At 70.3% G+C, this 17,337-nt stretch carries 17 protein-coding genes; 15 read left to right on the top strand and 2 right to left on the bottom strand.

Annotated features, from left to right (window positions below):
• Positions 1–2: 2 nt before the first annotated feature.
• Complete coding sequence (locus tag ACFLIM_RS17860) at positions 3–1,715, bottom strand: NAD-dependent malic enzyme (RefSeq protein ID WP_393166689.1); 1,713 nt, start codon at positions 1,713–1,715, stop codon at positions 3–5.
• 272 nt (positions 1,716–1,987) lie between these two features.
• Here ACFLIM_RS17860 and ACFLIM_RS17865 point away from each other — a divergent pair, with 272 nt between their 5' ends.
• The 11 genes from ACFLIM_RS17865 (at position 1,988) to ACFLIM_RS17915 (ending at position 11,112) form a co-directional block, all read left to right on the top strand.
• A complete protein-coding gene (locus ACFLIM_RS17865) occupies positions 1,988–2,359 on the top strand; it encodes a hypothetical protein (RefSeq protein WP_393166691.1) in 372 nt (123 codons plus the stop codon).
• 18 nt (positions 2,360–2,377) lie between these two features.
• Positions 2,378–2,653, top strand: coding sequence for a hypothetical protein (locus tag ACFLIM_RS17870; RefSeq protein WP_393166692.1), 276 nt, complete (start codon positions 2,378–2,380; stop codon positions 2,651–2,653).
• Positions 2,654–2,827: 174 nt separating this feature from the next.
• Positions 2,828–3,541, top strand: a complete 714-nt coding sequence (locus ACFLIM_RS17875) for a GntR family transcriptional regulator (RefSeq protein WP_393166694.1) — start codon at positions 2,828–2,830, stop codon at positions 3,539–3,541.
• A 38-nt stretch (positions 3,542–3,579) separates the two neighbouring features.
• Complete coding sequence (locus ACFLIM_RS17880) at positions 3,580–4,878, top strand: extracellular solute-binding protein (RefSeq protein ID WP_393166696.1); 1,299 nt, start codon at positions 3,580–3,582, stop codon at positions 4,876–4,878.
• Positions 4,875–5,771, top strand: coding sequence for a carbohydrate ABC transporter permease (locus tag ACFLIM_RS17885; RefSeq protein WP_393166698.1), 897 nt, complete (start codon positions 4,875–4,877; stop codon positions 5,769–5,771). The genes ACFLIM_RS17880 and ACFLIM_RS17885 overlap by 4 nt, the downstream gene beginning before the upstream one ends.
• Positions 5,768–6,589, top strand: coding sequence for a carbohydrate ABC transporter permease (locus ACFLIM_RS17890; RefSeq protein WP_393166700.1), 822 nt, complete (start codon positions 5,768–5,770; stop codon positions 6,587–6,589). Before ACFLIM_RS17885 ends, ACFLIM_RS17890 begins: the two co-directional genes overlap by 4 nt.
• Positions 6,586–7,521: an N-acetylglucosamine kinase gene (locus tag ACFLIM_RS17895; protein ID WP_393166702.1), complete on the top strand. Its 936-nt coding sequence runs from the start codon at positions 6,586–6,588 to the stop codon at positions 7,519–7,521. The genes ACFLIM_RS17890 and ACFLIM_RS17895 overlap by 4 nt, the downstream gene beginning before the upstream one ends.
• A 2-nt stretch (positions 7,522–7,523) precedes the next feature.
• Positions 7,524–8,189 (top strand): N-acetylmannosamine-6-phosphate 2-epimerase, encoded by a 666-nt coding sequence (locus ACFLIM_RS17900; protein WP_393166704.1) that lies wholly within the window; start codon positions 7,524–7,526, stop codon positions 8,187–8,189.
• Positions 8,186–9,463: a hypothetical protein gene (locus ACFLIM_RS17905; protein ID WP_393166706.1), complete on the top strand. Its 1,278-nt coding sequence runs from the start codon at positions 8,186–8,188 to the stop codon at positions 9,461–9,463. The genes ACFLIM_RS17900 and ACFLIM_RS17905 overlap by 4 nt, the downstream gene beginning before the upstream one ends.
• Positions 9,460–10,215: a sugar isomerase domain-containing protein gene (locus tag ACFLIM_RS17910; RefSeq protein WP_393166707.1), complete on the top strand. Its 756-nt coding sequence runs from the start codon at positions 9,460–9,462 to the stop codon at positions 10,213–10,215. Before ACFLIM_RS17905 ends, ACFLIM_RS17910 begins: the two co-directional genes overlap by 4 nt.
• Before the next feature lie 111 nt (positions 10,216–10,326).
• A complete protein-coding gene (locus ACFLIM_RS17915; protein WP_393166709.1) occupies positions 10,327–11,112 on the top strand; it encodes an SDR family oxidoreductase in 786 nt (261 codons plus the stop codon).
• Positions 11,113–11,114: 2 nt separating this feature from the next.
• Here ACFLIM_RS17915 and ACFLIM_RS17920 read toward each other — a convergent pair whose 3' ends face one another.
• The gene (locus ACFLIM_RS17920) at positions 11,115–11,966 is read right to left on the bottom strand and encodes a helix-turn-helix domain-containing protein (protein WP_393166711.1); all 852 of its coding nucleotides are present in this window, start codon (positions 11,964–11,966) and stop codon (positions 11,115–11,117) included.
• 164 nt (positions 11,967–12,130) lie between these two features.
• On the opposite strand from ACFLIM_RS17920, the gene ACFLIM_RS17925 reads away from it, so the two are divergent.
• From ACFLIM_RS17925 to abc-f, 4 genes are all read left to right on the top strand, one after another.
• Positions 12,131–12,820: a TetR/AcrR family transcriptional regulator gene (locus ACFLIM_RS17925; protein WP_393166713.1), complete on the top strand. Its 690-nt coding sequence runs from the start codon at positions 12,131–12,133 to the stop codon at positions 12,818–12,820.
• A gap of 98 nt (positions 12,821–12,918) precedes the next feature.
• Positions 12,919–13,731: a helix-turn-helix transcriptional regulator gene (locus ACFLIM_RS17930; protein WP_393166715.1), complete on the top strand. Its 813-nt coding sequence runs from the start codon at positions 12,919–12,921 to the stop codon at positions 13,729–13,731.
• An 88-nt stretch (positions 13,732–13,819) separates the two neighbouring features.
• On the top strand, positions 13,820–15,343 hold the full coding sequence (locus ACFLIM_RS17935) for a sensor histidine kinase (protein WP_393166717.1): 1,524 nt from the start codon (positions 13,820–13,822) through the stop codon (positions 15,341–15,343).
• A 339-nt stretch (positions 15,344–15,682) separates the two neighbouring features.
• A complete protein-coding gene (abc-f, locus tag ACFLIM_RS17940; protein WP_393166719.1) occupies positions 15,683–17,320 on the top strand; it encodes a ribosomal protection-like ABC-F family protein in 1,638 nt (545 codons plus the stop codon).
• Positions 17,321–17,337: the final 17 nt, after the last annotated feature.

Here is a 17,337-nt window from a genome sequence, read left to right on the forward strand (position 1 = left end):
GCTCATTCCCCCCTGACCGGACGGTAGCGCGGCTGCCACATCGCGTCCTGGACCTGCTGGACGGGATCGCGCAGGTCGGTGCGGGCCAGGCCCTCCTCGGCCGCCTGCTTCGCGACCGCGACGGCGACGGTGGCCGAGACCTCCCGGAGGTTCTCCACCTGCGGCAGCAGCGACGCGCCCGGGGTCGAGACGTCCACCAGGCCGCCGACCGCGTCGGCGGCGGCCTGCAGCATGCGCTTGCTGACCCGCCGCGCCCGCGACACGACCACGCCCAGCCCGAGCCCGGGATACAGCAGGGCGTTGTTGGCCTGGGCGATGGCGTAGGTGACGCCGTGGTAGGTGATGGGGTTGATCGGGATGCCGGTGGCGATCAGGGCCCGGCCGCCGGTCCAGCGGATGAGGTCCTCCGGCATGGCCTCGATCCGGTCGGTCGGGTTGGAGATCGGGAAGATGATCGGCCGGTCGACGCCGGCGGCCATGGCTCGCACGATCGGCTCGGTGAACGCGCCGTGCATGGTGGAGGTGCCCAGCAGCATGGTCGGCTTGACCCGCTCGACGACCTGGGCGAGCCCGATGCCGCCCTCGACGTCGGCGACCTCGGCGGCCGGCCGGGCGTAGGGGCGCTGGAAGTCGCGCAGGTCGGACATGTCATCGGTGAGCAGGCCCTGCTTGTCGATCGGCCAGATCCGGCGGGTGGCCGCCTCCTCGTCCAGGCCGTCGCGGACCATCGCGTCACGTAGCTGGTCGGCGATGCCGATGCCGGCCGTACCGGAGCCGAAGATGACGATCCGTTGTTCGCGCATCGGCGTGCCGGTGACGCGGGTGGCGCCGAGCATGGCGGCCAGGACGATGGCGCCGGTGCCCTGCATATCGTCGTTGAAGGTGGCGATCTGGCCCGTGTACTTCTCCAGGATGCGGCGGGCGTTGGACGGGCCGAAGTCCTCCCAGTGCAGCATCGCGTCGGGGAACAGGCGGGTGGCCACCGTGACGTACGCGTCGATGAAGTCGTCGTATCGCCGGCCGCGTACCCGTGAGTGCCGCTCGCCGACGTAGAAGGGATCGTTGAGCAGCGCCTCGTTGTCGGTGCCGACGTCGAGGGCGACCGGGATGACCCGGGCGGGGTCGATGCCGGCGGCGGCGGTGTAGACGGCCAGCTTGCCGACGGCGATCCCGGCCCCGCCGCCCACTCCCCAGTCGCCGATGCCCAGGATCTGCTCGGCGTCGGAGGCGACGATCAGGTCCACGTCGCCGGACTCGAGGCCGAAGTTGCGGAAGGCCTGCTCGATGCCGCCCAGGTCGTCGATGGACAGGTACACGCCGCGCGGGCGGCGGTATTCGTGGCTGTAGGTCTTGATCGCCTGGGCGACCGTGGGGTCGTACACGATCGGCAACATCTCGCGCAGGTGATCGGCCAGCAGCCGGTAGAACAGCACCTCGTTGCGGTCCTGCAGCGCCGTCAGGAACACGTTCTTGAGCAGATCGGTGGGTTGCGCCAGGTACTGCGTGTACGCGCGGCCCGCCTGCTCCTCGAGCGTCTCGACCACCGGCGGGATCAGCCCGTCCAGACCGAGTTCGGTACGCTCCTCCCGGCTGAAGGCCGTGTCCTTGTTCAGCAGCGGATTGTCCAGGACCGCCAGACCGCCCCCAGAGGTGACGTAGCCACCCTCGGCATCCTCCACGTATCCGCGGTGCCTTCCGTTCGAGTGCTTGCTCATCGACATCGCTTCTCCTGGAAGATGGGTGGGGATTCCCTTGCCAGGCTGCCCGGACCGTGTTTCACGGGCAACAAAGGGGCGACAAAGAGAGGTTTGCCGGAAATATCCGCTTATCGGGTTACTGAACGCCCGCCTACTACGGCGGCTCGAATAAATCTGGAATTACCGCAGCCCATTACTTTCCGTGATTCTCAATTACTCGATGCTATCGTCGGTGAACCATGGAGAGGATGGCTGGGGGCGCGTTGAGGGCACTCGTACGGATTGTTGTGATGATGGTCGTAGTGGGCTGCGGCATGCTGATGGCCCCGAGCGGCGCGTCCGCGGCCGAACCGCCTCCCGAAGGCTCCGCGCTCACCCGGTTGGTCGGCGCGGACCTCGGCACCCTGATCGAGGCGCTACCCGGCATTTTCTGCGGCAATCGCCTGATCAGCTACAACTCGCCGTCGCCCAATTCGCCCACGAAGTGCGTCAACGGCGCGGAGAACAGCGGAAACTCCACCAACAGCGGAAACTACTGGAGTGAAGGAGATCCCATCAACAGCGGCAACTTCTCCAACACCAACGGTTCCAATGACAGCAGCAACACCATCAACGGCGGCAACACCGCCAACGGAACCCAGTCCATCTCCCCGGCTTGGTGACCGGTGATGAGGGGCTTGATGCGGACGATCGGAGTGGTCGCGGCGCAGCTCGGGCTGATGCTGACGACTGCGACCGAACCTGCCTTCGCCGCCGCGATGCACGGAGCTCCCAAGGACAGCGGGAACACCTGGAACAGCGGCAACTTCCGGGGTAAGGGCCGCCTGGTGAACAGCGGCAACTTCGACAACAACAACGGCACCGTGAACAGCGACAACACCCACAGCGGCGCGAACTTCGCCAACGGACCCCAGCTCATCAACGAGCGCAGGGGCTTCGTCAAGCGAGGGCGTTGACACCTCACTGGTAGCGAGCGCGTTTAGACCACAGATCCGTCTCTGCCGGCCGGACACCCGATTTGACCAGCTCTTTGGACAACGTTCGTTAGGTTCTGGTCTAAACGGATCCGCCCCGTGGTCTGGTCCCGCCCCCAACCCGGGCCTAGCGTGCTGGACAGGGAGGTGAGGGCCGTGTCGCTCGGAAGGTCGGCAGATCGTACGGGCGAGACGCGCGCACGTCTCCTTGACCTGATCCACTCGCTCCCGCCGGGAGAACGCATCCCATCGGAACGCGACCTCGCCGAGCGCTGGGGCGTGGCCCGGATGACTCTGCGCAAGGCGATCGACCGGCTCGTACTGGAGAGCCTGCTCGAACGGCGGCACCGGCGCGGCACCTACACCTGCCGCCCGAGGGTGCGACGCCAGCTCACGATCTCCTCCTTCACCGAGGAGATGACCCGGCGCGGCATCGAAGCCAGCAGCAAGACCCTGGCCATGCGGCGGATCCGCGCGACCACCGAGGTGGCCAGGCGCCTGAGGGTGCCCGAGGGAGAATCGGTCATCCGTTTCACCCGCCTACGTCAGGGCGACGGCGAGCCGGTGGCGATCGAGACGAACTACGTGCCCGCCAGGCTGTTCCAGGACCTGACCGAGGCCGACCTGGACGGCTCCTGGTACGCGGTGATGGCCGAGAAGTACGGCGTGGACATCAGCGCGGGCACCGCGGAGGTCCAGCCGGCCCTCCCCGACGAGCGCACGGCCGAGCTGCTGGGCATCACCGCCGGCGAGCCGTGCTTCCGGATCCGCACGGTCGTCAGGGACCGCAGGGGCAGGGTCGTCGAGTACGGCGAGTCGGTCTGCCGGGGCGACTACTACACGATCACCGTCGAACTCATGCCGACCTAGCACCGCACACCCCCACTCCGCACGACCTGGAGGAAACCATGCCCAGGTACCGTAAGCATCGGCGTCTACTCGCAATTACGGCCGTCCTTATTTCCACCGCCAGCGGGGTCGCGGCCTGTGGCAGCGGCGGCGGCTCCGGCGACGGAACGGTCACGCTGACCTTCTGGACCCACACCCACCCCCCGATGATCGACCTGAACAAGAAACTCATCGCCGAGTACGAGGCCAAGAACCCCAAGGTCAAGATCGAGTACCAGACCATCCCCAACACCGAGTTCGGCACCAAGATGCTCACCTCGCTCAGCACCGGCGCCGGCCCGGACATCATCAACATGGACGACAACGCCCTGCGCGGCGAGTACATCCCCAAGAACCTGGTCGCGCCGGTCGACCCGAAAGCCCTCGGCAAGTCGTCGGCCGCCGAGTTGGAGAGCGGCTACGTGCCCGGCACCCTCGACGGGGCCAAGGACGCCAAGGGCACCCTGTACGGCGTGCCGAGCGAGTTCAACGGCACCGCCTTCGCGATCAACACCAAGCACTTCAAGGACGCCGGCCTCGACCCGGCCAAGCCGCCGAAGACGTGGCAGGAGGTCATCGAGGCCGGCCGGGCGCTCAACAAGGCCGGGCACAAGCAGGCGTTCAACTTCCTCTACCTGCACTCCGGCTGGTACAGCCAGTGGTTCCAGACCCTGGCCAACCAGACCGGCGGGGCGATCCTGTCGCCGGACGGCAAGACGCCCGCGCTCCTGTCGCCCGGCACCAAGCAGGCGCTCAACCTGTGGGTGGAGCTGGCCAGGACCTCGGGCATCGCCGACCCGAAGACGTCCTCGCGGGACGCGACCGTGCCGTTCCAGGACCTGGCCAGCGGCACGCAGTCCATGGCCGTCGTCTACCCCTGGGCGATGGAGCAGATCCGCCAGTCCAATCCCGACACCTACCAGGACCTGGCCGTGGTGCCGCTGCCGCAGGCGAACCCGGCCAAGCCGGTGAGCCGGATCTACGGCTACTTCTGGGCCGTCAACAAGGCGAGCAAGCAGCAGGCCGAAGCCTGGCGCTTCATCTCCTACCTGGCGAGCCAGCACGATCGGTGGCTCAGCGACGTCAACTTCGTCCAGCCGGTGACCGGCTGGCAGGACAGCGCGCCGGCCAAGAAGATCCCGTTCATCGACGTGATCGCGGCCGCGTACGGTCAGGGCCGCTACGACCAGGTCGGACCGCACTGGAGCGAGGTGCAGGACATCCTGCGCAAGGCCGTCGACGAGGCCGTCTTCGACGGCAAACCGGTGGACACCGTGCTGGGCGAGGCCGACCAGGCGGTGCGGCGGAGCCTCAGTTGACCGTCACCGCCGCACCGCCGACCACCCGCCGGCCGTCCCCGACCAGGCCCCGGGTGAACGGCAGGAACCTGCTCGGTGCGATGCTCTCGTGGCCCGCGCTGGCGTTGTTCGCGGCCTTCGCGATCTATCCCGGGCTGCGGGTGTTCTACCTGAGCCTGTTCGACTACAGCCTGACCGCCCCGCCGACGTTCGTCGGGCTGGCGAACTTCACGTTCCTGGCCGAGGACCCGCGCTTCCACGAGGCGCTGCTCAACTCGCTGATCTACACCGTGGGGACGTACCTGCCCGCGCTGGCCCTGGCGCTCGTGCTGGCGCTGGCGTTGTCGCGGCGGATGATGGGCGCCGGCTGGGTCAGGCTTCTGTACTTCCTGCCGGTGGCGACCAGCTGGGTGGCCATCTCGGTGGTCTGGCGGCTGGTGCTGCACCAGGACGGCCTGCTGAACCAGACGCTCGGACTGGACGTGAGCTGGCTGACCAGCTCGGCGGCCGCCAAATGGGCACTGGTGATCATGGGGATCTGGAAGGAGACGGGGTTCTTCCTCATCCTGTTCCTCGCCGGGTTGTCCCGCCTTCCTCCCGAGGTGTACGAGGCCGCCAGGGTGGACGGCGCGAACGCCTGGCAGAGCTTCTGGCGGATCACCTTCCCGCTGCTCAAGCCCATCACCGCGATCTGCTCGGTGATGGGCGTCATCAGGGGGTTGCAGGCGTTCAGCCCGCAGGTGGTGCTGACGGACGGGGCCTTCGGCACCGAAGTGGTCAACCTGTTCGTCTACAAGACCGCCTTCGAGAACGCCCGCATGGGACGGGCCAGCGCGGTGGCCGTGTTCATGTTCCTCGTCCTGGTCGCCGTGACCCTGCTGCAACTGCGCGCCTTCCGCAGGGAGGACAGATGAGAGCCAGGTCCTGGGTGCTCCTCCTCGTGGTGGCGGCCGGCGGCGTCGCCTTCGCGGCGGTGCTGGCCTACGCCGTGGTCTCGGCGCTGAAACCGCCCGGCGAGGTGCTGTCGGTGCCGCTGCGGTGGTGGCCCAGCCAGGTGGACTGGCACAACTTCGCCCGGCCGTTCCTGGAGACGCCCTTCGCCCGCTACTACGCCAACAGCGTGGTCGTCGGCGTCACCGTGACCCTCCTGAACGTCCTCACCTGCACGCTCGCCGGCTACAGCTTCTCCAAGTTCAGCTACCCGGGGCGCAACGTCGCCTTCGTGGTCGTGCTGGCCACGCTGATGGTGCCGCTCGAGGTCATCTACGTGCCGCTGTACTCGCTGATCTACGACCTGGGCTGGGTCAACAGCTTCGCCGGGCTCATCGTTCCGGCGGGCACCAGCGCGTTCGGCATCTTCCTCATGCGGCAGAGCATCGACGCCGTACCCGACGAGCTGCTGGAGGCCGCCAGGCTGGACGGCGCCGGCGTCTTCGTCAGCCTGGCCCGCATCGTCATCCCGCTGGTACGGGGTCCCATGGCGGCCCTGGCGCTGTTCATCTTCATGATGAACTGGGACAGCCACCTCTGGCCGCTGCTGGTGGCGGCCGACGACGACCACCGGACGCTGCCCGTCGGCCTGGCCGCGATGCAGGCCAACAATCTGGGCGCCGCCGGGGTGCCGATGATGATGGCGGCGGCGGTCCTGGCCATGGCGCCCACGGTCGCGCTGTTCCTGTCCCTGCAGCGGCGGTTCGTCGAGGGCGTGGCGATGAGCGCGGGGCTCAGATGAGCGGCCGGTACGTGGGCGTGGACGGCGGCCAGTCCACCTTGCGGCTGACGGTCGCCGACAGCGGCGTCGTCCACGAGGCACCCGGTTTCACCTATCCCAACCCGGATCCGGTGTCCGCCATGTGCGAGACCGTACGCCAGGCCTGGGCCGCGGTGGACCGCCCCGGACCGGTCACGCGGGCCGTGCTCGGGCTCACCGGCCTGCCCGCCAGGCCGGAGCAGCGTGAGCTGCTCGCCGGGAAGATCGCGTCCGTGCTGCGCGCCGAAGAGGTCGTCCTGTGCGCCGACAACGTCACCGCGCACGCCGGCGCCCTGCCCGGGGGGCACGGCGTGGTGCTGACGATCGGCACCGGAGTCGGGTGCCTGGCCGTCGACTCCGCCACCGGCACGAGCAGCCGGGTCGACGGCTGGGGCCACCTGTTCGGCGACGACGGCAGCGCCTTCGCCATCGGCCGGGCGGGGATCGCGGCGGTGCTGCGCGCGCTCGACGGCCGCGGCCCGCGCACCGAGTTGTCAGAACTGGCCCGCCGCCGGTACGGACCGGCCAGGGAGATGCCGGCCCTCCTCTACACGTCCGGCGCCACGGTCGACGGCACCGCCAGGTTCGCACCCGACGTCGTCGCGGCCGCCGGCCTCGGGGACTCGGCCGCCGGGGCCATCGTGGCGGCCGCCGGGCGCGAGCTGGCCCACACCGCGGCCACGGCGGTACGCACGGTGTCCGGTGACGCGCCGGTCCCGGTCGCTCAAACCGGGCGGCTCGTCGAGTCGGGCGGGCGGCTCGTCGAGACGTTCCTGGCCGAGCTGGCCGCCACCTGTTCGAGGGCCAGGCCCGTACGGGCGGCGGGCACCGCTCTGGACGGCGCGTGCCGCCTGGCCACCACCTCCGACCCCGCCCCCTACCGCTCCCGCCTGCACATTTATCGAGGTCTGTGACCATGTTGCCCTTTCCCGCACGATCGCTGGTCGTCTCCTGCCAGGCCACCGCGACCAGTCCCCTGCACGGCCCGGGCCCGATGGCGATGATGGCCAGGGCCGCCGAACTGGCCGGAGCCGTCGCGATCCGCGCCAACGGCCCGGCCGACGTCGCGGCCATCGCCCGCGCCGTCCAGTTGCCGATCATCGGGATCAACAAGACAGGTGACCGCGACGGCGTCTACATCACCCCGACGCTCGCCGCCGCCGCCGAGGTGATCCGCGCGGGAGCCGCCCTGGTCGCCCTCGACGGCACCACGCGCCCCCGCCCGGACGGCCTGACGCTCGCGGAGCAGATCTCCGCGATCCACGACGAGTACGGCGTGCAGGTCATGGCCGACGTCGACGGCTACGAGGCGGGCATCGCCGCCCGCGAGTCCGGTGCCGACCTGGTGGCCACCACGCTGTCCGGCTACACCGGCCCGGGTCCCGTCCCCGACGAACCCGACGTGGAACTGGTGGCCAAGCTGGCCGCGACGCTCGGCTGCCCGGTGATCGCCGAAGGCCGCTACACGACGCCCGAGCTGTTCCGCGCGGCACTCGACGCCGGCGCCTACGCCGCCGTCATCGGCACCGCGATCACCAACCCGGGCGCGATCACCCAGCGCTTCCTGCGGGCGGTGGCATGAGATCCGGGTACGGCCGGAGCACACTCCCCACGCCTCCCGGCACCCCGCTGGGCGGGTACGCGGCCCGCACCGGCACCGCCACGGGCGTGCTCGACGAGCTGGAGGTGTCCGTGGTCACCGTGGGGCGGCTCGTCTGGGTGGTGGCCGACCTGCCCTATGTCCACACCGACCTGGCCGAAGCGGTCCGCCTGGCCGTCCTGGAGGTGGCGACCGGCCGGGACGTGTGGGTGTCGGCCACGCACACCCACTCGGGCCCTGAGACGTCCTGCTCCGCTGACACGTCCAGGACACCGGCCCGGTGGCTGGCGGAGGTCCCCGCCGCGGCGGCCGTCGCGGCTCGCGCGGCGGTGGCGGGGGAGCGGGACGTCGAGCTGAGCGTGCGCAGGCAGCGGCTGTCCGGCGTCGGCGGCCAGCGCTCCGGCGTCCGCCCGCTGCGCACGGTGCCGGTGGACGTGCTGTCGTTCACCACGCCCGCCCCGCCCGCCGCCGCGTCCGAGGGCGTGCCCGGCGACGCGTCCAGCACGTCCGGCGGTGCGCCGTGCGGCGTGCTGGTCGTGTTGCCGGTCCATCCGACCGTGCTCGGCGCGGACAACCTGCTCGTCAGCACGGATTTGGCCGGCGCGGTCCGGCGGGCACTGGCCGAGCGGCTCGGCGGTCCGTGGGTCGTGGTCGCCACCGGCGCGGCCGGCGACGTCAGCACCCGCCCGCACCGCCGTGCCCAGACGCCCGAGGAGTGCGAGCGCCTGGGCACCCTGGTGGCCGACTCCATCCTGCGCTGCCTGCGCAAACCCGCCAGGTCGATCATTCCCGCCCACGCGGCCGTACAGGTGCGACGCGTACAGGTGCCGCTGCCGCCCAAGCCACCGGGCGAACCCGCGGTCGACCGCCTGGAGGAGCGGCTGCGCGAGGCGGAGCGGGGCGGCGACCCGGCCGTGATCCGCACAGCCTGGACCGCGCTCCAGGCCGCCCGCCTGGCCACCGGACAACCGCCTCCCGCCGACCCGACCTGCGCCGTGTCGGTCGCCAGGATCGGCCCGCTGTCACTCGTGGCCCTGGGTGCGGAGCCGTACCTGGACCTGGCCGCGCGGCTCGACCGCGCGGTCGAGGGACCCGCCGTCCTGGTCGGCTACACCAACGGCTACCTCGGATACCTGCCGGTACGCGAGGCCTACCGGCACCCCGAGTACGAGGTGCTCCGCTCACAGGTGGCCCCCGGCGGCGCGGAACACGTCCTGGCCCAGGCCACTGAACTGATAGGGAAGGAGCACTCGTGACCCTCGACCGCCCGATCGCCCTGCAGGTGTTGCAGGAGGCCGTGGACCGGGTCATCGCCACCCAGCTACCGGCGATCGGCCAGGCGGCGCGCCTGTGCGCGGACGCGCTCGCCGCCGACGGGATCGTGCAGGTCTTCGGCACCGGGCACTCCCGCTCGTTCGCCATGGAGATCGCCGGCCGCGCCGGCGGCCTCATCCCCACCAACCAGCTGAGCGTCAAGGACCTCGTCATGTACGGCGGAGCCGACCCGGTGGAGATCCTCGACCCGGCCTGCGAACGTGATCCGGCCCTCGCGCACCGCGTGTGGGCGCTGCACGACGTGCGCGCGGACGACGTGTTCCTGATCGCCTCGAACTCCGGCATCAACGGCGCCGTCGTCGAGATGGCCGAACTGGCCCGCGCCAACGGCAACCCGGTCGTCGCGGTCACCTCGCTGGCCCACAGCACGTCGGCGGCCTCCAGGCACCCGTCCGGGCGGCGGTTGTTCGAGGCGGCCGACGTCGTGATCGACAATTGCGGCGTACCCGGCGACGCGGCCTACGAACTGGCGACGGGAGCCACGATCGTACCGACCTCGACCATGACCGGCGTGCTGGTCGCGCAGCTCATCAACGCCGCCGTCTGCGCCGACCTGCTCGACCGCGGCATCGAGCCGCCGATCTACGTGTCGGCGAACATCGACGGCGGCGACGCCCACAACGAGCGCCTCCGCGCCCACTACGGGACCAGGATCCGCACCAGCGAACCCTGAGCCCCAGCCGGGGTCGCGATGATCAATGCTCGGCGCCGGCGCGCAGGCCGTCATCCTTGGATACTGGGCGCGGTATTGAAACCTGTTGCAGTTCGTTCGTAGGCTGCGGGCATGATCCTGGACCGTTTCCAGATCGCCGGCGCCGCCGCCGTCGTCACCGGCGCGGGCAGGGGCATCGGCGCCGCGACCGCGATCGCCCTGGCCCAGGCGGGCGCGGACGTGGCGATCTGCGCCCGTACGGAAGAGCAGCTACGCGAGGTCGCGGTCCAGGTGGAGAAGGCAGGCCGGCGGGCGTTGATCGTCCCGGCCGACCTGCGCCGGCCGGGCGCGGCCGAGACGCTGGCGGAGCGGGCCGCGGACGCGTTCGGCCGGCTCGACGTGGTCGTCAACAACGTGGGTGGTGCCCTTCCCCGGCCCTTCCTAGACACCACCCGGCGGCATCTTGAGAACGCGTTCCAGTTCAACGTCGGTGTGGCGCACGAGCTGACCCTGGCGGCGGTGCCGTACCTGCTCGAAACGGGTGGCGCGGTCGTGAACGTCTCCTCCGCCGTGGGCCGCGTGCCGGGCCGGGGCTACCTGGCGTACGGCACCGCCAAGGCGGCGCTCGCGCACTACACGCGGCTGGCCGCGCTCGACCTGGCCCCCAAGGTGCGGGTGAACGCGGTCGCCGTCGGCGCGTGCGCCACCTCCGCCCTCGACATCGTCATGAACGACGAGGGCATGCGTACTCAGATGGAGCAGGCCACGCCGCTGCATCGGATCGGGGAGCCGGAGGACGTGGCGGCCGCGGTGCTCTACCTGGTGTCCCCGGCGAGCCGCTACGTGACGGGCAAGGTGCTGGAGGTGGACGGCGGCATCGACCGGCCCAACCTAGACCTCGGGATCCCGGACCTCTGAGCTCACGAATGGACCGGGCTCACCCGGTGCGAGTTGTCCCTGGTGACGGTGTCGGCCAGCGTTCTCATGGCCGCCTCGGAGGGGCTGCCGGGCTCGGATGCCAGGACGACGAGCTGCTGGGAGGTGCCGCTGACGGTCAGCACCTCCCAGGTGAAGGTGAGGTCGCCGAGCTTCGGATGGCGGAACTCCTTGACCTCGTTGCTGCGGATCTGCACGTCGTGCCGGGCCCAGGCGCGGCGGAACTCCTCGCTGTGGGTGGAGAGCTCCTCCACGAGCCCGTGCAGGTACGGGTCGTGGGGGTCGGTCGCGAGGGCGGCGCGGAGCTGCGCTGTCTTGGAGTGGGCGGCCTTCTCCCAGTCGGGGTAGTAGTCGGCCGCCCCCGGGCAGAGGTAGATCATGCGCAGGCAGTTGTCGAGGTGGGTCATGCCCTCGTACACGGCCTCGATGAGGGGGTTGGTGGCCAGCACGTCCAGCCGCCGGCCGATCACCAGCGCGGGGATGTGGCGCCAGCGGTTGAGGAGCTGCAGCAGGCTCGGGCTGACCTGCTCCACCTGTGCGGACGGCACGCGGGCCTGCGCCCAGGGATGGGCGAGCGTGTAGAGGTAGTCGACGGCGTCGGCGTCCAGGCACAACACTCGTGCGAGGGCGCCCAGCACCTGGTAGGAGGGGCGGCGTTCGCGTCCCTGTTCCAGCCGGATGTAGTACGAGGTGCTGACTCCGGCGAGCATCGCCACCTCCTCCCGCCGCAGCCCTGGTGTTCGGCGGGAGCCGGCGTGCAGGAAACCTGCTTGTGCCGGAGTGGTGACCGCGCGCCGGGCGCGCAGGAATTCGCCGAGCAGCTTGTCGCTGTCCATGTCATCTCCGTATATCGGTCAGTACTCCTCGGGAACTGGTAGGCGTCCACCGCCTCAAACGTGATTCGCGGATTACAGGCCGCGTGTCGCGTTTCCGCCGATAAAACAATCACCGTAGCATTGATATACATCGTTGATATTAAAGATTAGTTATCGTTGGAACCATGACGACCACAAGAGACCGGGTGCTGGCCGCGGCGGCGAACCTGCTGGCCAGCGGCGGCCGGGAGGCGGTGTCCACCCGGGCGGTGAGCGCGGCGGCGGGTGTGCAGCCGCCGACGCTGTACCGGCTGTTCGGCGACAAGGAACGCCTGCTCGACGCGGTCGCCACCTACGGCTTCCAGGACTACCTGGCCGACAAGCAGGCGCTGGCCCAGAGCGAGGATCCGGTGGCCGACCTGCGCCGGGCCTGGGACCTGCATATGGGCTTCGGCCTGTCCAAGCCGGAGTTCTACATCCTGATGTACGGCGAGGCCCGCACCGGAGAGGAGTCCAGAGCGGGCCGCGACACCGTCACCATGTTGCAGGGCCTCCTCGCGCGACTGGGCAAGGCGGGCCTGCTGCGCATGAGCGTCGAACGCGCCACCCGCCTGGTACACGCCACCGCGATCGGCGTCGTACTGTCCCTGCTGGCGCTCCCGCCCGACGAGCGCGACCCGGAACTACCGGCGGTGGCCCGCGAGCACGTCCTGCGCGCGATCACCACCGGCGACGCGCCCGCCCCCGCCGCGCCGGCCGCCGCCCGCGCCGTCGCCCTGCGCGAGGCGCTCCGCCAGAACGGCGCCGTCCCGCTGACGCCCGCCGAAAGCTCGCTCCTCGCGGAGTGGCTCGACCGCATCGCGAACGCCACTTAGACGTCCTCGCATGCCCGTTGACGTGCGGATACAGGGTCCGGCTTGCCTAGGTGTCGCACGGTCACCTTGGCGGAGAGATTCCGACGTACGGTGACGAAATGGACAACAGTCAGCTTCTCGGTGACTTCCTCCGGACCCGGCGCGAGGCCCTGGCGGCCGGCCAGGTCATCGGCCCTCGCGAGACGTTGGGACTGAGCAGGGAAGAGATCGCCCTGCTGACCGGGATCAGCACCGCCTCCTACGTCCGCCTGGAGGACGGGACCGAGCGTCACCCGTCCGAGCGGGTGCTCGGCTCCCTGGTGCGGGTCCTGGACCTGAATCGCCCTGCGACGGCGCGGCTGTGGGAGCTCGCCCACCCGCTGTTGCGCCCCCGGCCAGAGACGGGGGAGCGCGAGCGGATCAGCCCGCGCCTGCGACGGCTGGTCGACACCTGTGCCGACACACCCACCCTCCTCTGCGACCGCCTGATGAACGTGCGAGCCGCGAACTGCCTGGGCACCGCGCTCCTGGACGGGCTGGGGCACGCCGACAACCTGTTCAGGCTGGTGTTCCTGGACCCGGCGGCACCCGACTTCTTCCAGGAATGGCAGCACATCGCCGGCGCCGCGACGGAGTCCCTGCACACTGTCCGGGGCCAGCTCGAAGACCCCCACGTGACCGCGCTGGTCGGCGAACTCTCCGAGCAGAGCCGCGACTTCCGCCGGCTGTGGGCCGGGCACGATCTGGTCACCGACGCGCACAAGGTCAAGCGCCTGCGCCACCGCGAGGTCGGCAACCTCACCCTCATCTGCGACCTGTTCGACATCGACCACGTCCCGGGCCAGCATCTCGTCGTCTTCCACGCCGAACCCGACAGCCCTACCGAGCACGCGCTCGCGCTCCTGGGCAGCCTCGCCGTCACGACGGTCTGAGCGGTGCCTCTTACCCCATAACTCCCTTCCCGAGAGGAAGACCGTGACTGTGATCCGCTATCCCCGATCCCTCCGTGGGCGTTCCACCATGGCAGCGTCGCTGCTGGCACTGATCATCCTGGGTGCGCTCGCCGCCACCACCGGCCTGGCCCTCCGCTATTCCCAAAGCGAGCACATCTACGACCAGGCCGAAGACGTGGCCGGCCAGTGGACCACCGCCGCGCGTACCATCCCGCCCAACGCGCTGCTCGACCCCCTGCCCGCCTCCGGCGACGTCGACCTGATCCAGATCGTCGACTCCCGCGGTGCCGTACTGGCCGCCAGCCACGCCGCCCGCGGGAGACCCCCGCTCACCCACACCCGCCCCACTCCCGACGACCCGGTGGCCCGCCTGTCCGACGGCCGGCACGTGATCGTCGCCATCCGCACCAGCCTCGCCGCCGCCGCCCCGGTCGTGGTGGCCGGCCGGAGCATCCCTGCCGTGCTCCGCGGACACAACCTCGAATTCCTGCTGGCCGCCCTGGCCCTCGCCCTGGTCGCCGGCGCCGGCGCCATCACCTGGACCGCCGTCGGCCGCGCCCTGCGCCCCGTCCAAGCCCTGCGCACCCACATGGCCCAGATCACCCTGAACGACCTGAGCCGCCGCATGCCCGTCCCACCCGGCGACGGCGAGATCGCCGAACTCGCGCGTACCGCCGACCACACCCTCGCCCGCCTGGACGAAGCCGTCGCCCAGCAACGCCGCTTCGCCAGCAACACCAGCCACGAACTCCGCAACCCCATCGCGGGCCTGCGTGCCCAGTTGGAGGACGCCCTGGAACACCCCGAGGACACCGACACCCACGACACCCTGCAAAGCGCCCTGACCACCACCGACCGCCTCGACGCCATCGTCACCGACCTGCTCGCCCAGGCCCGCCTGCACGCCACCACCTCCCACGAACTCATCAATCTCACCCAACTCGTCACCCAGGAAACAACCCAGCCCAACGGCGCCTACAGCCAACCCACCAGGATCGCCACCCGTACGAAGAGCGCCACCACCTACGCCACCGGCAACAGCCTCAAAGAGGCCACCGGCATCAAGACCACCGGTACCCACCACGGACCGCAAAAGGCCGTCCCGGTCCGGCTGCACACGCATGGCGACGTGTGGATCTGCGGATCGCGCATCCAGCTCATCCGCGCCCTGGCCAACCTGGTCAGCAACGCCCGCCGCCACGCCACCACCGCCGTCGACATCACCCTCACCTCTGTCGACGGCCAAGCCGTGATCGCCGTCACCGACGACGGCCCCGGCATCCCACCCGCCGACCGTCAGCGCGTCTTCGAACGCTTCACCCGCCTCGACGACGGCCGCCGCCTCGACACCGGCGGCAGCGGCCTCGGCCTGGCCATCACCCGCGACATCGCCCACCACCACCGCGGCACCCTCACCCTCGAAGACTCACCCGGAGGCGCCCGCTTCGTCCTGCGCATCCCGCAACTCGACTCCTCGGCCATCCCTCAACCCCAACCGCCGCGAGCCATCGCCGAACCAGCGCCACCCGCCGCGAGGAAATCCAAGGAGCTCATGCGGAACAGCGCGCAGAGCGCAAGGGGCGCCGCGTGACCGCCGTACGAGGTGACACGTCGATCTGGCGATCCGCCATTCGCGCCGCTCCGACGTACTGGTGACCCTGAAACTGCGCGGGAACGCTGATCCGGGCCGCACGCCCGCAGAGCCAGGCACGGGGCCTGCGCTGCTATGGTGGAGAACGCTTGTGAGCGGAAGCTAGGGAGACAGACGTGGCAGGTGACGACGACATTTCCGGGTGATACCGGAAATTGATCGGCCCGGGCAGGCGTGCACGACACGCCGCCGTCGCGGCCGTCGTCGTCGTTTCACGAATCCCTGTCCCATCGCCGGGCGGCCGCGGCGCGCGCCCGGATCACGTACGAGGTCTCTCGCATGTCCGACGCATTCATCATCTGCTCCAACCTGTCCTTTTCCTGGCCCGACGACACATCTGTCTTCCAGGACCTGTCTTTCACAGTGGGCGGCGGCCGTACGGGCCTCGTCGCCCCGAACGGCGCCGGTAAGAGCACGCTGCTCAAGCTGATCGCCGGCGAGTACCGGCCCGGCGGCGGGGCGGTGTCCGTCCAGGGAGTGCTCGGCTACCTGCCGCAGACTCTGCCGCTCGTCGGTGACCTGACGGTGGCCGAGGTCCTGGGGATCGCTCCGGTGATCCGCGCACTGGACGCCATCGAGTCCGGAGACGCCAGCGAGGAGCACTTCACCACGATCGGCAACGACTGGGACATCGAGGAGCGTACCCGTGCCCAGTTGGACCGGCTCGGCCTCGCCGAGGTCGGCTTCGCCCGGCGCCTGCACACCCTCAGCGGTGGCCAGGTCGTCTCGCTCGGGCTGGCGGCGCAGCTGCTGAAGCGGCCCGACGTGCTGCTGCTCGACGAGCCGACCAACAACCTCGACCTTGCCGCGCGCCGCAAGCTCTACGACGTGCTCGCGGACTGGAACGGCTGCCTGCTGCTGGTCAGCCACGACCGGGCGCTGCTCGACCGCATGGACCGCATCGCCGAACTCGACCAGGGCGAGGTCAGGTTCCACGGGGGGAACTTCACCGCGTACGAGGAGGCCGTGCGGGCCGAGCGGGAGGTCGCCGAGAAGAACATCCGCAGCGCCGAGCAGGAGCTGAAGCGTGAGAAGCGGGAGCTGCAGCAGGCTCGCGAGCGGGCCGAGCGGCGGGCGAGCAACGCCGCCCGCAACCTCAAGAACGCCGGCCTGCCCAGAATTTTCGCCGGGAACATGAAGCGGGGCGCCCAGGAGTCGGCGGGCAAGGCGAGCCAGACGCACGGCGCGCGGGTCAGCGACGCCAAGGCCCGGCTCGACGAGGCGGGCCGTGCTCTGCGCGACGATCAGAAGATCGTGCTGGAACTGCCCGGTACGAACGTCCCCGCCGGACGCACGGTCTTCCTCGGTGAACGCCTGCAGGTCCGGCACGGTGAGCGGGCGTTGTTCGCCGGGGCGGGCGTCGACCTGACGATCCGGGGACCCGAGCGGATCGCGCTGACCGGCCCCAACGGCGTCGGCAAGTCAAGCCTGCTGCGCCTGATCAACGGCGAGTTGGAGCCGGAGGGTGGCCTGATCAAGCGGGCGGACGGCCGGGTCGCGTACCTGTCCCAACGGCTGGACCTGCTGGACCTCGACCGCACCGTGGCGGAGAACCTGGCCGCGTTCGCCCCCGCGATGCCGGAGGCGCAGCGGATGAACCTGCTCGCCCGCTTCCTGTTCCGGGGCTCCCGCACGCAGCTCCCGGTCGGGGTGCTGTCCGGCGGCGAACGGCTGCGCGCCACCCTGGCCTGCGTCCTGTGCGCCGAACCGGCACCCCAGCTGTTGCTGCTGGATGAGCCCACCAACAACCTCGACCTGGTCAGCATCGGGCAGTTGGAGAGCGCGCTCAGCGCGTACGAGGGCGCGTTCGTGGTGGTCAGCCACGACGAGCGGTTCCTCGCGGAGATCAAGGTGGATCGCTGGCTGGCGCTGTCCGACGGCCGCCTGCTGGAGACCGGGGGCCCCGACCGTGCCTGAAGCACATACGGACGCCG

It is taken from the genome of Nonomuraea marmarensis (assembly GCF_043197025.1).
Classification (GTDB): Bacteria; Actinomycetota; Actinomycetes; order Streptosporangiales; family Streptosporangiaceae; genus Nonomuraea; species Nonomuraea marmarensis.

Bases quoted from the DNA above. Each gene is read 5' to 3' on its own strand.
- ACFLIM_RS17935 (WP_393166717.1), top strand. From the start codon at position 13,820: ATGGCAGCGTCGCTGCTGGCACTGATCATCCTGGGTGCGCTCGCCGCC.
- ACFLIM_RS17915 (WP_393166709.1), top strand. From the start codon at position 10,327: ATGATCCTGGACCGTTTCCAGATCGCCGGCGCCGCCGCCGTCGTCACC.
- ACFLIM_RS17930 (WP_393166715.1), top strand. From the start codon at position 12,919: ATGGACAACAGTCAGCTTCTCGGTGACTTCCTCCGGACCCGGCGCGAG.
- ACFLIM_RS17920 (WP_393166711.1), bottom strand. From the start codon at position 11,966: ATGGACAGCGACAAGCTGCTCGGCGAATTCCTGCGCGCCCGGCGCGCG.
- ACFLIM_RS17905 (WP_393166706.1), top strand. From the start codon at position 8,186: ATGAGATCCGGGTACGGCCGGAGCACACTCCCCACGCCTCCCGGCACC.
- ACFLIM_RS17865 (WP_393166691.1), top strand. From the start codon at position 1,988: ATGATGGTCGTAGTGGGCTGCGGCATGCTGATGGCCCCGAGCGGCGCG.
- ACFLIM_RS17880 (WP_393166696.1), top strand. From the start codon at position 3,580: ATGCCCAGGTACCGTAAGCATCGGCGTCTACTCGCAATTACGGCCGTC.
- abc-f (WP_393166719.1), top strand. From the start codon at position 15,683: ATGTCCGACGCATTCATCATCTGCTCCAACCTGTCCTTTTCCTGGCCC.
- ACFLIM_RS17890 (WP_393166700.1), top strand. From the start codon at position 5,768: ATGAGAGCCAGGTCCTGGGTGCTCCTCCTCGTGGTGGCGGCCGGCGGC.
- ACFLIM_RS17900 (WP_393166704.1), top strand. From the start codon at position 7,524: ATGTTGCCCTTTCCCGCACGATCGCTGGTCGTCTCCTGCCAGGCCACC.
- ACFLIM_RS17895 (WP_393166702.1), top strand. From the start codon at position 6,586: ATGAGCGGCCGGTACGTGGGCGTGGACGGCGGCCAGTCCACCTTGCGG.
- ACFLIM_RS17870 (WP_393166692.1), top strand. From the start codon at position 2,378: ATGCGGACGATCGGAGTGGTCGCGGCGCAGCTCGGGCTGATGCTGACG.
- ACFLIM_RS17925 (WP_393166713.1), top strand. From the start codon at position 12,131: ATGACGACCACAAGAGACCGGGTGCTGGCCGCGGCGGCGAACCTGCTG.
- ACFLIM_RS17860 (WP_393166689.1), bottom strand. From the start codon at position 1,715: ATGAGCAAGCACTCGAACGGAAGGCACCGCGGATACGTGGAGGATGCC.